General features: G+C 68.8%; 12 protein-coding genes. 8 read left to right on the forward strand and 4 right to left on the reverse strand.

Features of this window, described 5'->3' with window-relative positions; genetic code table 11:
• Nucleotides 1–134: 134 nt before the first annotated feature.
• The 5 genes from mce (at nucleotide 135) to JWQ05_RS12160 (ending at nucleotide 4,744) form a co-directional block, all read left to right on the forward strand.
• The gene (gene mce, locus JWQ05_RS12140) at nucleotides 135–539 is read left to right on the forward strand and encodes a methylmalonyl-CoA epimerase (protein WP_299658701.1); all 405 of its coding nucleotides are present in this window, start codon (nucleotides 135–137) and stop codon (nucleotides 537–539) included.
• A 5-nt stretch (nucleotides 540–544) separates the two neighbouring features.
• Nucleotides 545–895: a DUF1467 family protein gene (locus JWQ05_RS12145; RefSeq protein ID WP_299658702.1), complete on the forward strand. Its 351-nt coding sequence runs from the start codon at nucleotides 545–547 to the stop codon at nucleotides 893–895.
• A gap of 421 nt (nucleotides 896–1,316) precedes the next feature.
• Nucleotides 1,317–2,642 carry a proline--tRNA ligase gene (gene proS, locus JWQ05_RS12150; RefSeq protein ID WP_299658703.1) on the forward strand — a complete coding sequence of 442 codons (1,326 nt, stop codon included), beginning with the start codon at nucleotides 1,317–1,319 and terminating at the stop codon, nucleotides 2,640–2,642.
• A gap of 8 nt (nucleotides 2,643–2,650) precedes the next feature.
• On the forward strand, nucleotides 2,651–3,955 hold the full coding sequence (locus JWQ05_RS12155; RefSeq protein ID WP_299658704.1) for a lipoprotein-releasing ABC transporter permease subunit: 1,305 nt from the start codon (nucleotides 2,651–2,653) through the stop codon (nucleotides 3,953–3,955).
• A gap of 75 nt (nucleotides 3,956–4,030) precedes the next feature.
• A complete protein-coding gene (locus JWQ05_RS12160; protein ID WP_299658705.1) occupies nucleotides 4,031–4,744 on the forward strand; it encodes an ABC transporter ATP-binding protein in 714 nt (237 codons plus the stop codon).
• 9 nt (nucleotides 4,745–4,753) lie between these two features.
• On the opposite strand, the gene JWQ05_RS12165 is transcribed toward JWQ05_RS12160, so the two are convergent.
• Nucleotides 4,754–6,004, reverse strand: coding sequence for a glycosyltransferase (locus JWQ05_RS12165; protein WP_299658706.1), 1,251 nt, complete (start codon nucleotides 6,002–6,004; stop codon nucleotides 4,754–4,756).
• Nucleotides 6,005–6,575: 571 nt separating this feature from the next.
• Here JWQ05_RS12165 and dnaE point away from each other — a divergent pair.
• On the forward strand, nucleotides 6,576–10,073 hold the full coding sequence (gene dnaE / locus JWQ05_RS12170) for a DNA polymerase III subunit alpha (protein ID WP_299658712.1): 3,498 nt from the start codon (nucleotides 6,576–6,578) through the stop codon (nucleotides 10,071–10,073).
• 123 nt (nucleotides 10,074–10,196) lie between these two features.
• Here dnaE and JWQ05_RS12175 read toward each other — a convergent pair whose 3' ends face one another.
• The 3 genes from JWQ05_RS12175 to JWQ05_RS12185 form a co-directional block, all read right to left on the reverse strand.
• Nucleotides 10,197–12,194 carry a methyl-accepting chemotaxis protein gene (locus JWQ05_RS12175; RefSeq protein ID WP_299658707.1) on the reverse strand — a complete coding sequence of 666 codons (1,998 nt, stop codon included), beginning with the start codon at nucleotides 12,192–12,194 and terminating at the stop codon, nucleotides 10,197–10,199.
• A gap of 227 nt (nucleotides 12,195–12,421) precedes the next feature.
• Nucleotides 12,422–13,123 (reverse strand): gamma-glutamylcyclotransferase, encoded by a 702-nt coding sequence (locus JWQ05_RS12180; RefSeq protein ID WP_299658708.1) that lies wholly within the window; start codon nucleotides 13,121–13,123, stop codon nucleotides 12,422–12,424.
• Nucleotides 13,124–13,169: 46 nt separating this feature from the next.
• Nucleotides 13,170–13,469: a hypothetical protein gene (locus tag JWQ05_RS12185; RefSeq protein ID WP_366944587.1), complete on the reverse strand. Its 300-nt coding sequence runs from the start codon at nucleotides 13,467–13,469 to the stop codon at nucleotides 13,170–13,172.
• Between the two features lie 269 nt (nucleotides 13,470–13,738).
• Between JWQ05_RS12185 and recO the strand changes: the two genes are divergently transcribed.
• Together recO and JWQ05_RS12195 are read left to right on the forward strand one after the other, a co-directional pair.
• Nucleotides 13,739–14,479, forward strand: a complete 741-nt coding sequence (recO, locus tag JWQ05_RS12190; RefSeq protein WP_299658710.1) for a DNA repair protein RecO — start codon at nucleotides 13,739–13,741, stop codon at nucleotides 14,477–14,479.
• Nucleotides 14,480–14,532: 53 nt separating this feature from the next.
• On the forward strand, nucleotides 14,533–14,749 hold a 217-nt coding region (locus tag JWQ05_RS12195; RefSeq protein ID WP_299658711.1), incomplete at its 3' end, for a DNA gyrase subunit A.

A 14,749-nucleotide genomic window follows, 5' to 3' on the forward strand; every position in this document is an offset into this window, starting at 1 on the left:
GTTCCGATCGTCGCTATGAAGGTCGCGAGGACGCACCCGCGGCCGCCGCGGGGGACGTGTCGGCTGGTTCGCACGCCCGATCGGGACCGCACGGACGCGGGCGGTCGGGATGAGGCAGAGAGGATGAAGCGCAGATGATCGGCCGGCTGAACCACGTGGCGATCGCCGTCAGGGATCTGGGCGCCGCGACAAAGGTGTACCGGGCGACGCTCGGCGCCGAGGTGACGGAACCCGTGGCCCAGCCGGATCACGGCGTCACGGTGGCGTTCGTCAATCTTCCCAACACGAAGATCGAGTTTCTCGAACCCCTGGGCGAGGGCTCGCCGATCCGCGCCTTCCTGGACCGCAACCCGGACGGGGCCATCCACCACCTCTGCTACGAGGTCGACGACATCCTGGCCGCCCGCGACAAGCTCAAGGCTCAAGGTGCCCGCGTGCTCGGCACCGGCGAACCGAAGATCGGCGCCCACGGCAAGCCCGTGCTCTTCCTCCACCCGAAGGACTTCCTCGGCACGCTGGTCGAGCTCGAACAGGTCTGAGCCGCATGAATTCGGGCCGCGTCGCCCCCATCCTCCAGGCTCTGGCCGCCTCCACCCTGCGCACCCTGGCGGTGATGGCCCTGGTCATCGCCGCCGTGGTCGCGCTGGCGGTGAGCCTGTTCAAGCTCACGGTCTTCGGGGCGCTGGCGCTGTTCTTCGTGGTCTGGTGGACCCTGCTCTTCGTGATCCTGCCCTTGCGTAATCAGGTGGAGAGCGACCCGGCGCGCATCGTGCCGGGCCAGGATCCCGGAGCACCGGCCGTGCCGCGCCTGCGCGAAAAGGCGATCCTGACCACGCTTCTGTCGAGCGTCGTCTTCCTGGTGGCGATCCAGGTCTTCGAACTGGCGGGCCTCTAAGACCAGCGTTCTTGGCCCCAACGCCGCCCAGGCTTTCGGGCATAAAAAAAGCAAGGCCTAAGCCTTGCTTTTGTGAAGATGGTAGTTGGCTCAGCCTCGATTGTCTCACGCATTGCTGACGGCGTGGCGGCTGATATTCCTCCCGAGACTCGGACCGTGCGGCGCCGCTGCTTGGGCGGCGCGACCATCACGGACGCGCTTATAGGAACAACAATTCTCATTGTCACCTACCCCGCGAGACATTCCTGCGCTTTTCTACCGGAACGGCAGGAGACGTATCCGGTGGGCGCCCGCCGGGGCGATGTCGAAAAGTCACGGCCCGCTCGGCACTCATCCGGCTACGCTTGTCTTTTCCCGATGCAATGTGTTGTGTGCCCCGGCGCGCCGCCGCCCCGCTGGCGCGCCGTGTCCAGGGCCTTCCATGCGTCTCTCCCGCTACTTCCTGCCGACCTTGCGCGAGACGCCCAAGGAGGCCGAGATCGTCTCCCACCGCCTGATGCTGCGCGCCGGGCTGGTGCGCCAGGAATCGGCCGGCATCTACGCCTGGCTGCCGCTGGGCCTGCGCGTCCTCAACAAGGTCTGCGCGGTGGTCCGCGAGGAGCAGGACCGGGCGGGCGCGATCGAGATCCTGATGCCGTCGATCCAGTCGGCGGAGCTCTGGCGGGAATCCGGGCGCTACGAGGCCTACGGCAAGGAGATGCTGCGCATCTCCGACCGGCATGACCGCGAGATGCTGTTCGGCCCCACCGCCGAGGAGGTCGTCACCGAGATCTTCCGGGGCAGCGTGCGCTCCTACAAGGACCTGCCGAAGAACCTCTACCAGATCTCCTGGAAGTTCCGCGACGAGGTCCGCCCGCGCTTCGGCACCATGCGCTCGCGCGAGTTCCTGATGAAGGACGCCTATTCCTTCGACATCGACCAGGCCGCCGCCCGCCACGCCTACAACCGGATGTTCGTGGCCTACCTGCGCACCTTCGCGGGCCTCGGCCTGAAGGCGATCCCCATGCGCGCCGACACCGGTCCCATCGGTGGCGACCTCAGCCACGAGTTCATCATCCTGGCCCAGACCGGCGAGAGCGAGGTCTACTGCGACAGCCAGTACCTCGATTTCGAGACCCCCCCGGTCACCACCGATTTCGAGGACATCGCCGGCCTGCAGGGCACGGTCGACCGCTGGACCTCGCTCTACGCGGCGACCAGCGAGATGCACGAGCCCGCCGCCTTCGCGGAGGTGCAGGGCGACAAGCAGATGGCCGCCCGCGGCATCGAGGTCGGGCACATCTTCTATTTCGGCACCAAGTATTCCGAGCCGATGGGCGCCAAGGTCACGGGACCCGACGGCGTCGAGCGCCCGGTGCATATGGGCTCCTACGGCATCGGCCCGAGCCGCCTCGTGGCGGCGATCATCGAGGCGAGCCACGACGAGGCCGGCATCATCTGGCCGGATTCGGTGGCGCCCTTCGACGTGGCGCTGATCAACCTCAAGACCGGGGATGCCGCCACCGACGCCGCCTGCGGCGAGATCCAGGCCACCCTCGAGGCCGCCGGCCTCAGCGTGCTCTACGACGACCGCGACGAGCGCCCGGGCGCCAAGTTCGCCACCGCCGATCTCATCGGCCTGCCCTGGCAGGTCATCGTCGGGCCCCGCGGGCTCGCCGAGGGCAAGGTCGAGCTGAAGCGGCGCGCGGGCGGTGAGCGCGAGAGCATCGCCCCGATCGATCTCCTCGCCCGCCTGAAGCGGGTTTGAGGCTCATCATGGCGGAGACCCTGACGGACAGGTTGGCGGGGCTTCGCGCGCGGTTCCAGCGCGGGAGCACGCCGCCCTTCGCCGGGTTCGAATGGATCATCGCCGGGCGCTACCTGCGGGCCCGGCGCCGGGGCGGCGGCGTCTCCGTCGTGGCGTTCTTCTCGCTGCTCGGCATCGCGCTGGGCGTCGCCACGCTGATCATCGTGCTCTCGGTGATGAACGGGTTCCGCACCGAACTCCTCTCGAAGATCGTCGGCATCAACGGCCACGTCTTCGTCTCGCCCATCGACAAGCTGTTCACCGACTACGCCGACCTGTCCGAGCGCCTGTCCAAGGTGGCCGGGGTCCGCGCCGCGATCCCCCTGGTCGAGGGGCAGGCCTTCGCCTCCTCGCCCTATGGCGGCGCCGGCAGCGGCGTGCTGGTACGCGGCATCCGGGGCGAGGATCTCGCCAAGATCGGCGCCATCGCCGACAGCATCAAGGGCGGCAGCCTGGAGGGCTTCGACGACGGCTCGGGCGTCGCCATCGGCCGGCGCCTCGCCGAGTCCCTCGGCGTCCAGGCCGGGGACCAGATCAACCTGCTGACGCCGAAGGGCGCCGCGACGCCGTTCGGCACGGCGCCCCGCACCAAGGGCTACACCGTCAGGGCGATCTTCGAGATCGGCATGACCGAGTTCGATTCGACCTTCGTGTTCATGCCGCTCACCGAATCCCAGGCCTTCTTCAACCGCGACGCCGATGTCAGCCTGATCGAGGTCTATCTCGACAACGCCGAGACGGTGGCGGCGATGCGGCCCGACCTCGAGATGGCCGCCGAGCGCCCGGTGCTGCTCACCGACTGGCGCCAGCGCAACCGAACCTTCTTCGGGGCGCTGGAAGTCGAGCGGAACGTGATGTTCCTCATCCTCAGCCTGATCGTGGTCGTCGCGACCCTGAACATCATCTCCGGGCTGATCCTGCTGGTGCGCGACAAGTCGAGCGACATCGCCATCCTGCGCACCATGGGGGCGACGCCCGGCACCATCATGCGGGTCTTCCTCATCAACGGCGCGCTGATCGGCATCGTCGGCACCCTGAGCGGGCTGGCGCTGGGCGTCCTGATCACGCTCAACATCAAGGGCATCCAGCGGGTGCTGTTCCCCTCCGCCTGGGACCCCACCGTGCGCTTCCTCGCCGAAATCCCGGCCGAGATGAACAGCCACGAGATCACCGTGGTGGTCGTCACCTCCATCGCCCTGTCGCTGATCGCGACGCTGTATCCCTCCTGGCGCGCCGCCCGGCTCGATCCGGTTCAGGCCCTGCGTTACGGCTAGCACCCTGGCCCGGCACCCGGGTTCCGGTTACGCGATAGGCCGGGGCAACACCGAGCGCCCGACACGAGGACATCCATGACCACGAATGCCGAGGCGCCCGGCGCGCAGCCGGTCCCGGCCCTGTTCTTCGCCAAGGTGGAGCGCCGCTACGCGCAAGGGGTCGGCGCCCTCGAGATCCTGCGCCAGGCCGACCTCGCGATCTGGCCGGGCGAACTCGTCGCCCTGGTGGCGCCCTCGGGCGCGGGCAAGAGCACGCTGCTGCATCTCGCCGGTCTGCTGGAGCGGCCGGATGGCGGCGAGATCTACATCGGCGGCACCCCGACCGCCGCCATGGCGGACGCCGAGCGGACGCGCCTGCGCCGCGAGGAAATGGGCTTCGTCTACCAGTTCCACCACCTGCTGCCGGAGTTCTCCGCCCTGGAGAACGTGGTGATGCCCCAGCTCATCCGGGGGCTCTCCAACCGCGAGGCCAAGGCGCGGGCGACCGAACTCCTCAGCTTCCTCGGCCTGAAGGAGCGCCTCGTGCACCGGCCGGCCGAACTCTCCGGCGGCGAGCAGCAGCGCGTCGCCATCGCCCGCGCGGTCGCCAACGGCCCCCGCCTGCTGCTCGCCGACGAGCCCACCGGCAACCTCGACCCGCACACGGCGGGCCACGTCTTCGGCATCCTGGTCTCGCTGGTGCGCGCTTCGGGCCTCGCGGCGCTGATCGCCACCCACAACATGGATCTGGCCGCCCGCATGGACCGGCGCGTGACCATCCGGGACGGACTGATCGAGCAACTGCCCTGAGCCTCGGACTCAGGCCGCCATCATCGCCTCGATGCGGTCGCAGGCGCTGGACACGCCGTCCTCCCGGGCCATCCGGGTCCGGACGGCCCGGCAGCTTTCGGCGACGTCGGGCGAGGCGAGGAGGCGGGTCAGGCGACGTGCGGCGCGGGCGGGCGTGAAGCGGCGGCGGCTCAAGGTGGTGCCGAGGCCGAGACGGCGCACGCGCTCGCCCTCGTCGAAATGGTCGAAGGCCACCGGCACGATGAGCTGGGGAATTCCGGCCGCGAGCGCCTGCGCCACGGTGCCGATGCCGCCATGGTGGATCAGGGCCGCGCCGTCCGGCAGGAGCGCGCTCAAGGGCGCGTATGGCACGTGGATCAGGCCGTCGGGCAGGTCCGGCGGAACCTGGTCGTCCTGCGGGGCGATGAGCACGCCGCGCCGGCCCATGCGCCCGCACAGGGCGATCGCGGTCTCGAAGAAGGGCCGCGCCCGCCGCATCGCCGAGCCGTAGGTGAAGATCAGGGGCGCCGGCCCCTGGGCCAGGAAGGCGGTCAGCTCCGGGCTCAGCCGTTGCGTGTTCCCGAGGCGGTCCACGAGCGGAAAGCCGGTCTGGACCGCCTGGGGCAGCCAGTCGGACTGGGGGGCGGCGAACCAGTCGGGGAACATCAGCAGAACCCGTGACGGGCTGTTCCACCAATGCCGAAGCCGTCGCACGGGGTTCAGGTCGAGGCGGGCGCGCAGGGCGTTCAGCCCCGGCAGGGCGGCCGGGCCGATGACGTAGCGGTCCGCTCCGCGCCCGAGCCAGTGCCGCATGCGCGAGGGAACCAGGCGCGCGAGGGAGAGGCCGGGCAGGATCGGGGCGGCGTGCCGGCTCTCCATGAGGAGCGGCATGGCGTGTACGGTGACGACGCGCAGTTCCAGCTTGTCCTGCGCCACCCGGGCCCCGAGGCTGAGGCTGGACGCCACCACCAGGGTCTCCGGCGCGCGCGCGTGCTCCTGCGCGAGCCACTCGTAGGTCTGCTCGGTGAGATCCACGATCTGGGAGAAAAGGGTGAACACCCCACGCCGCGGATGCCAGAGATCCGGCGCGCGCACCGCCTGTTCGTAGTCGCCCGACGTGCCGAGGCCGTAGAAGGGCACGCCCGCGCGGATCGCCAGCGCCGCGAAGGGAGCCGGCGCCGCCAGGGCCACGCGATGCCCCCTGCGGATCAGCTCCACGCCGAGGGCGAGGATCGGCAGGACATCTCCGTGTGAGCCGACGGCGACGAGTTGAATGGGCATATGGGCCGACGCGTTGCGTTTTGCCCCCCGCGAAGCGCCTGATACCGCGTTGCTCGCCTTGCCGCACTAGCAATTCATGGCATCGTCCCGTCCTTCACCTGATCGTTATCTAATGTTGGTTCGATATCAGATAGTACTAGTACAAATCGCTGAGCTAGTCATTTTGTACTGCGTCCGTTCAGCCGCGTTATCCGAAGCGGGAAGACACTCGCGAAGCTTGGGTGTGAGCGCCGCTTCGGGTCGCAGATCTTGGATCGTGAGGGCGATCAAGGTTCCCTTAACCATGCTCACCGGGAAGCGCCGAATCCATCTTTACACGGAACAAAACAAGAACAAAACTGAGCGCATCAACGAAAGGCGATGGCCATGTTCAAGCGGATGTTCCTGACGAGTGCGGTCGAGTTCATGGCCTTCGGGCTTCTGGCGATGTCGATTGCCGCCTGGGCCATCGCATTGGCTCCGTTGCGATAGCGTTGCGGCTCGGGCACAGACGGAAACTCTCCACAGCCAAACCGAGGGCAACCGCCGGGCGGGCATGGATTCCTTCACCATGAGTCGCTCAGGTGGTCCCATGGCGCGCATCCTCAAAGACCCCGGTTACGTCCACCTCCACGTCCATTCCTCGTTTTCGCTCCTCGAAGGCGCCTTGAAGGTCGGTGACATCGTCAAGGCGGCCCTGGCCGACCGGCAGCCGGCCCTGGCGCTCACCGACACCAACAACCTGTTCGGCGCGCTCGAATTCTCCGAGAAGGCCGCCGGCGCCGGCATCCAGCCGATCCCCGGCCTGCAGCTCACCGTCGCTTTCGAGGCGCCCGACCCGATGGCGCGGGTCGGACAGGCGCAGGCCGGCACCGCCAACATCGTCGTGCTGGCGCGTGACGAGACCGGCTACGGCAACCTGCTGCGGCTGGCGAGCCGGGCCTATTTCGACGTCGCTCTCGGGGACGCGCCGCGCGTCAGCGTCGCGGCCCTCACCGAATCCGCCGAGGGGCTGATCGCGCTCACGGGCGGCTCCACCGGCCCCCTCGACGGCGCCCTCCGGTTGGGTCGGGCCGAACTCGCCGCCACGCGCCTCGCGCAGCTGAAATCCGCCTTCGGCGAGGACAACCTCTACGTCGAGATCCTGCGCCACGGCCTGCCCGACGAGCGCGCGGTCGAGCGGGAATTGCTGCGTCTGGCCGATGCCAACGGCCTCTCGGTGGCGGCGGCCAACGAGCCGTTCTTCGCGCGCGAAAGCGATTACGACGCCCACGACGCGCTGCTGGCCATCGCCGACGGCCGCCTCGTCTCGGACGATCGCCGCCGCAAACTCACCCCGCGCCACGGCTTCAAGACCCGCGCGGAGATGGCCAAGCTCTTCGCAGACCTGCCGGATGCGCTGAACGCGACGGTCGAGATCGCCATGCGCTGCGCCCACCGCGTGCGCACCCGCAAGCCCATCCTGCCGAATTTCGGCGTGGTCGCCGCCCTCGACGCCGCCGCCCCCGATGTCGAGGCGGCGCCCCCCCTCGACGAGCCGGCGGAGTTGCGGCGCCAGGCGCAGGCCGGCCTCGAAGTGCGGCTGGCCCAGCACGGCACCGCGCCGGGGATGACCGAACAGGTCTACCGCGACCGTCTCGCCTTCGAGCTCGACGTCATCGTGGGCATGAAGTTTCCCGGCTACTTCCTCATCGTGTCGGACTTCATCAAGTGGGCCAAGGACCACGACATCCCCGTCGGTCCGGGCCGTGGCTCGGGCGCCGGATCGCTGGTGGCGTGGTCGCTCCTCATCACCGACCTCGATCCCCTTCGCTTCGGCCTGCTGTTCGAGCGCTTCCTCAACCCCGAACGCGTCTCGATGCCCGATTTCGACATCGACTTCTGCGTCGATGGCCGCGAGCGCGTGATCCAGTACGTGCAGCAGCGCTACGGCGAGCGGCAGGTCGCGCAGATCATCACCTTCGGTACGCTTCAGGCCCGCGGCGTGCTGCGCGATGTCGGCCGCGTGCTGGAGATGCCCTACGGGCAGGTCGACAAGCTGACGAAGCTGGTGCCGCAGAATCCGGCCAACCCCGTCACCCTGACGCAAGCCATCGAGGGCGAGCCCAAGCTCCAGGCGGCGATCGAGGAGGAGCCCATCGTGGCCCGCCTCATGGAGATCTCGAAGAAGCTCGAGGGCCTGCACCGTCACGCCTCGACCCACGCCGCCGGCGTCGTCATCGGCGACCGGCCGCTGGAACAGCTGGTGCCGCTCTACCGCGACCCGAAGACCGGCATGCGCGTGACCCAGTTCAACATGAAGTGGGTCGAGGCCGCCGGCCTGGTGAAGTTCGACTTTCTCGGATTGAAGACCCTCACGCTGCTGCGCTGCTGCACGGATCTGCTGGCCAGGCGCGGCATCATCGTCGATCTCGCCTCGCTGCCGCTCGATAACAAAGAGACCTACGAGCCGATGAAGCGCGGCGAGACGGTGGGCGTGTTCCAGGTCGAATCCGCCGGCATGCGCAAGGCGCTGGTCGAGATGCAGGCCGACCGCTTCGAGGACATCATCGCGCTCGTGGCGCTCTACCGCCCTGGCCCGATGGCCAACATCCCGGTCTATTGCGAGCGCAAGCTCGGGCGCGATGCCGGCAACGAGGCGAGCTGGTACCCGCACGCCAAGCTTGAGCCGATCCTGCGCGAGACCTTCGGCATCATCGTCTACCAGGAACAGGTGATGGAGGTGGCCAAGGTGCTGGCCGGCTACTCGCTGGGCGAGGCCGACATGCTCCGCCGCGCCATGGGCAAGAAGATCAAGGCGGAGATGGACGCCCAGCGCGACCGCTTCGTGAAGGGCTGCATGGAGCGCGATCTCACCAAGGCCAAGGCCGACGAGATCTTCGACCTCTTGGCCAAGTTCGCCGATTACGGCTTCAACAAGTCGCACGCCGCCGCCTACGCCCTGCTGACCTACCAGACCGCCTACCTCAAGGCGAACCATCCGGTGGAGTTCCTGGCCGCCGCGATGCAGCTCGACATCGACGTCACCGACAAGCTCGCCGAGTTCCGCCAGGACGCCCAGCGCCTGAAGATCACCGTGGAGCCGCCCTCGATCAACACCTCGGGCGTCAATTTCGAGGTCCACGAGGGACGCATCTCCTATGCGCTCGCGGCGATCAAGGGGGTCGGCCGGGGCGCCGTCGAGGCGCTGGTGGAGGCGCGCGGCGATCGTCCGTTCAAGGATCTCGCCTGCCTCGCGCGCCGCCTCAATCCGCGCATGCTCAACAAGCGGACCCTGGAGAACCTCGTGGCGGCCGGCGCCATGGACACCATCGAGCCCGACCGCGCGCGCGCCTGCGCCGCCATCGAGCCGATGATGAAGCTCGCGCAAGGGGCGGCGGAGGCGGCGAGCACGGGCATCGACGACATGTTCGGCGGGGTCACCGCCGCCAGCGTCACCCTGCGGGTGCCGCCCTACGACCCCTGGCCGATGGCCGACAAGCTCAAGCGCGAATACGAGGCGATCGGCTTCTTCCTGTCGGGCCATCCGCTGGACGAGTACGGCGACCTGCTGAGCAAGCTCCGGGTCCAGACCTGGGCCGAGTTCTGCCGCGCCGTCCGGGCCGGCACCACCAGCGTCGGCCGGGTCGCGGCCTCCGTCCTCGACCGCTCGGAGCGCCGGACGAAGACAGGCAACAAGCTCGGCATCGTCATCCTCTCCGACCAGACCGGGCATTTCGAGGCGATCATCTTCTCCGAAGGCCTCGGCCAGTATCGCGAGATCCTGGAGCCGGGCCGGCCGCTGGTGCTCCAGCTCCAGGCCAACCTCGAGGGCGAGGAGGTCCGCGCCCGCATCATGACGGCCGAGCCCCTCGACGTGGCGGTGGCCCGTCACCAGAAGGGCATGCGCGTCTACCTGCGCGACGAGCGCCCGATCCCCTCCGTGCAGCAGCGCCTCCAGGTCCGCGGCGAGGGCGAGGTCTCCCTGATCCTCCTCCTCGACGGCGACCGCGAAGTCGAGGTCAAGCTGCCGGGCAAGTACCAGGCCTCGCCGCAGATCGCCGGAGCGCTGCGGGCGGTGCCGGGAGTGGTGCAGGTGGAGGTGAGCTGACGATCCGGATCGAGGGCGTCCGGTTCCACTCGAACCCGGGCGCATTTCATCGCGATGCGGAGCCTGCCTCGCGCGCGTCAGCGGCCCCGGTGGAGCGCCTTGCTCGACCGGGGCCGTTTCGTTTCACGCCGCGCGGATGGCGGTGAGGAAGTCCTCGACGTCCCGCTTCACGTTCACCGACTGGGTCGCGAGCTCGCCCGCCGCCATCAGCACCTGCTGGGCGGCCGAGCCCGTCTCGCTGCTGGAGGCGAGGACCCGGGCCACGTTCATCGAGACGTCCTGGGTGCCGCGCGCCGCTTCCGCCGCATTGCGGGAGATCTCGCCGGTCGCCGCCGTCTGCTGCACCACCGTCGCGGCGATGCCGCCCGTGATGGTGTTGACCGACACGATGGTCTGTCCGATCTGCCGGATCGCCGTGACCGCCTGGGCGGTGGCCTGCTGGATCGCGCTGATCTGCCCCCCGATCTGATCGGTGGCCCGCGCGGTCTGGCCGGCGAGTTCCTTGACCTCCGAGGCCACCACTGCAAAGCCGCGTCCGGCCTCGCCCGCCCGCGCCGCCTCAATGGTGGCGTTCAGTGCCAGCAGGTTGGTCTGTCCCGCGATGCTGGAGATCATCGTCACCGCCTCGCCGATCTTGTCGGCGGCCTGCATGAGGCTGCCCATGGCGACGTCGGTCGCCTGCGCCTCGCGGGCCGCAGCGATGGCGGCGGCGTTGGATTGCTGCACCTGGCGCTCGATCTCCTGCAGGGAGGCGACCATCTCCTCGGCGGCCGCCGCCACGGTCTGCACGTTGGCGGAGGTTTCCTCGGCGGCGGCGCTCGACGCGGCCGCCTGGCCGTTGGTGCTCTCGGCCACCTGTGTCATGGAGCGAGCCGTCGCGTCGAGCTCGGTCGCGGCCGAGGTGACGATGCCGACCGACCCCGCGATGCTCCGCTCGAAGCCCAGCACGAGCTGATCGACCCGGTCCGCCCGGCGCTGGCGGGCCGATTGCGCGGCGGCCTGCTGCGCCTCCAGGTCGATGCGCGCGATGGCGTTCTGCCGGAATACGTCGACGGCCTTGGCCATCTCGCCCATCTCGTCCACCGCATCCTGCGAAGGCACCGTGATCGCCGTCTCGCCGGCGGCCAAGCGGCTCATCGCCCGTGTCATGCCGGAGATCGGCCCGATGATGCTGCGCGCGATCAGGAAGGCCAGGGCCCCGCCGAGGGCCAGGGCGAGGGCGATCAGGCCCAGCTGGACGACACGCGCCTGGTTCACGCTCGCGGCGGTGGCGGTGGTGATCTCGCTCACCGCCGCCTCGATCTTGGCCCGCACCGCCTGGCCGGCCTGCTCCAGGACCATTTCGTGAGGCTTCAGGTTGTCCTCGTAGGCGACCCGCGTTCCCTCGAGGGCACCCGCCGCCGTGTTGAACGCCCCGACATAGGCGTTGACCGTGTCCTGCAGCTGCTTGATCGGGCGGGTGAACTGACCGGCCGAATCGAGGTCCCGCAGCGCCTTGATGGCGGCGTCCGCCCGAAGGCTGTTCGTTCCGAAGGTCGCGGGCCCCTGCGGATCGCGCGTGGCGAGGAAGCGCCAGTTGCTGACCCGCACGAGCAGCACCGCGCTGTCCACGTTCGCGGCCTGGCCGATCTGTGCCGCGGTTCCGTTCTGGCGGATCTCGGCCATGAGGATGCCGCTGACGCGCGTCAGTTCATTGCCGGTCTCGAACAGCTTCGCCTTGCTCTCCGCCAGGGTCTGGCCGGCCCGGCCGAGGCGCTGGATGTCGTCCTTCAGGAGAGTCGACTGGTCACGCATGCTGGCGTAGATCGCCCGCCGCTCGTCCGACAGGGCGATTTCGACCTGGCGTTGGAGAAGTGCGGTCATCGCCTCGCGCGTCTGCTCCATCTCCCCGACCCGCTCGGACTTCAGGCCCGCCTGGAAGTCGAGGGCCTGAGCGGACAGGCGCTGGCCGAGGCCGTTCACCGTGAAGACGTTGCGCGCACCTTCCTCGAGCCGGGCAAGCCGCCCGAAATCGGCGGTCACGGAGGCGAGCTGATACTGGGCGGTAAACCCGAGCCCGCCGGTGAGGAGGATCAGACTGCCGAAACCGACATAGAGACGGGACCGAATGCCGAATTTCATGGACTAATTCCGCTCAAATAAATTGTTTCTGATTAATAATATCGACAAATGCCCTAAATGTTTCTTACAATGGGGCGACAAAGGCATTGGCTGGTCAGTATATCGGAATTGGCTAGACAGGACGCAGCCGGAGCTCCAATGCGTCTCTCCGACTTCTAAAGGTTGCGTCGGAGTTCATTTGCACGTTTGTCGGGAAAGCGCCCGATTTGTCCCTCCAGCCCGCGGCTTCAGGCAATCGGAACTGCCTGCAGGCGCGCCCGCAGCCGCTCCGCCACCAGCGCTTGGAGCGTCAGGAGGTGCGGGCAGCGGATGCCCTCGTCCAGGCAGGCGGCGACCGTACGGAACAAGTATTCGGCGCTCGGGCCGAGATGGCCGGCGCCCGAGGCGATCCGGTCGGCGATGGCCTCGTCGGAGAGCGGGCCCGTGTAGCGGTCGCTGCGGGGGTTCACCAGGAAGGTCAGGGCCTGGATCGTGCCGGCCGCCGTCTCCACCGGCACCCAGCGGCCGAGATAGCCGTTGCCGCGCATCTCGCGCCGCCACACGGGCAGCAGCGTCTCGGCCGCCTCAGCCCCGGTGAGGCGGAAGGCGACGCCCTCACAGGACCCGCCCGCGTCGAGGGCCAGGACCAGACCGGGATTGTCGGTGCTGCCGCGAAACCGCCGCTGCAGCAGGCAGAAGCGGCGATGATAGCCGTGGACCGTGCCGACCCGCCGCTCGGAATACGCGAATTCCGGCTGCCAGATCAGCGAACCGTAGCCGAACACCCAGAGGCCCTCCGCCGGCATCGGCCGGGCCGCCAGGGCGGCGGCGAGGCCGGGGGCCAGCTCCGCATCGGTCATCAGGGCGAGTGCCGTGGCGTCGTCGGCCACCGGGCTCGGATGCGCGCGGGCGATGAGATCGAGGCTGAGGGCGAGGGCGGAGTCGGGCATGGCGCCAACGAACCATCGTGCGCCGCAGGGCGCAAGCCGGGACGCCTCAGGGCTTTCCAGCCACCGGCGTGTCGAGTTCGGGGAACGGCTCGGTGCGGTTGCCCTCGCAGATCTCCGCGTCCTCGTCGAGGATGCTGAGGACGCCGCCGCGTTCCTGGATCACGACCTTGGGCCGTTCGGCCTCGCCGAAATCGCGACCCTTCATCCGGCTTGAGACGCAATAGAGCGTGCGCCCGCCGTCCAGGAACGGTTTCGAGATCCGGCTGCGCTCGAACCGCACCGGGATCAGCGAGATCGCGCCGAACACCGTCTGGCGCAGGGCGAGGGCGGCGAGGCGCTCACGCAACGTGGCCGTCGGCGATAGAGCTGCCGGAGAGGGGTGGGAGACGGGCGCGCGCGACCCGCAGGCCGTGAGGGCGAGGACCGGAAGCGCCGCCGAAATCAGGAGACGAATGCCGTGCCTTGCGCGTCGGGGAGGGGACATGGAAGGCCGGCCGAGATTTTCGATGCCGCCGACCGTACCGGTTTTCCCGTCCTGCGTGAATGATGATTTCCTTGCAATCGACGTTATCCCGCCGCGTTTGCAACATCGTCTGCCCGCCCTAAGACAAGCCGATGCAATGGACCGACGACGGGCTGGTGCTCGGCCTGCGCCGACAGGGCGAGACCAGCGTCATCCTCGAACTGATGACCCGCGACCATGGCCGCCATCTCGGGCTCGTGCATGGCGGGCGCTCGCGCCGGATGCAGCCGGTGCTGCAACCCGGCAACCGGGTCCAGGCCACCTGGCGGGCCCGCCTCGACGAGAGCCTCGGGGCGTTTGCCGTCGAACCGATCGAGTCGGTGGCGGCCCGGCTGATGGGGTCGGGGCTGGCGCTCTACGGCATGAGCCACCTCGCCGGTCTCCTGCGCCTGCTGCCCGAGCGCGATCCCCACCCCGAGCTTTTCGAGGCCGCCGGCCTCCTCGTCGCCCATCTGCACGATCCCGACATCGCCCCGCCCCTGATGGTGCGTTTCGAACTCGCGATCCTGGCCGAACTCGGGTTCGGGCTCGATCTCTCGGCCTGCGCCGCCACGGGGGGCAACGACGCGTTGATCTACGTCTCGCCCCGCAGCGGCCGGGCGGTCAGCGCCTCGGCCGGCGAACCCTACCGCGACAAGCTGCTGGCCCTGCCCGACTTCCTGCGGGACCGCGCGGTCGGAGCGCCGTTGCCGATGACGCCGGACGCCCGGGCCGTTACCGAGGGGTTTACCTTGACGGGGTATTTCCTCGATCAGCACATCTGGGGTCCACGCGCGAGTCCGGCCCCGGAGGAGCGCGCGCGCTTCGTTGCATTAGGCACGCGGACAGTCTAAATTCCGTTCGTGTTTTGTTCTGATTTGGGTCCGGTGCGGCCCTGGAGTTCGCCATGGGCCAGCCCTTCGAGCCGCCATCGGGATCCGATGGCATCGAGACCGTCGAGCTGAAATCCGCGCTGGAGGACCGCTACCTCGCCTACGCGCTCTCGACGATCATGCACCGGGCGCTGCCCGATGCCCGGGATGGCCTGAAGCCGGTGCACCGCCGCATCCTGTTCGCGATGCGGCTCCTGAAGCTCGACCCGAGTTCGGCGTTCAAGAAATGCG

This window comes from Methylobacterium sp., from assembly GCF_028290105.1.
Taxonomy (GTDB): domain Bacteria; phylum Pseudomonadota; class Alphaproteobacteria; order Rhizobiales; family Beijerinckiaceae; genus Methylobacterium.

Excerpts from the sequence above, each read along its gene's own strand:
- mce (WP_299658701.1), top strand. The coding sequence starts at position 135 with ATGATCGGCCGGCTGAACCACGTGGCGATCGCCGTCAGGGATCTGGGC.
- JWQ05_RS12145 (WP_299658702.1), top strand. The coding sequence starts at position 545 with ATGAATTCGGGCCGCGTCGCCCCCATCCTCCAGGCTCTGGCCGCCTCC.
- proS (WP_299658703.1), top strand. The coding sequence starts at position 1,317 with ATGCGTCTCTCCCGCTACTTCCTGCCGACCTTGCGCGAGACGCCCAAG.
- JWQ05_RS12155 (WP_299658704.1), top strand. The coding sequence starts at position 2,651 with ATGGCGGAGACCCTGACGGACAGGTTGGCGGGGCTTCGCGCGCGGTTC.
- JWQ05_RS12160 (WP_299658705.1), top strand. The coding sequence starts at position 4,031 with ATGACCACGAATGCCGAGGCGCCCGGCGCGCAGCCGGTCCCGGCCCTG.
- JWQ05_RS12165 (WP_299658706.1), bottom strand. The coding sequence starts at position 6,004 with ATGCCCATTCAACTCGTCGCCGTCGGCTCACACGGAGATGTCCTGCCG.
- dnaE (WP_299658712.1), top strand. The coding sequence starts at position 6,576 with ATGGCGCGCATCCTCAAAGACCCCGGTTACGTCCACCTCCACGTCCAT.
- JWQ05_RS12175 (WP_299658707.1), bottom strand. The coding sequence starts at position 12,194 with ATGAAATTCGGCATTCGGTCCCGTCTCTATGTCGGTTTCGGCAGTCTG.
- JWQ05_RS12180 (WP_299658708.1), bottom strand. The coding sequence starts at position 13,123 with ATGCCCGACTCCGCCCTCGCCCTCAGCCTCGATCTCATCGCCCGCGCG.
- recO (WP_299658710.1), top strand. The coding sequence starts at position 13,739 with ATGCAATGGACCGACGACGGGCTGGTGCTCGGCCTGCGCCGACAGGGC.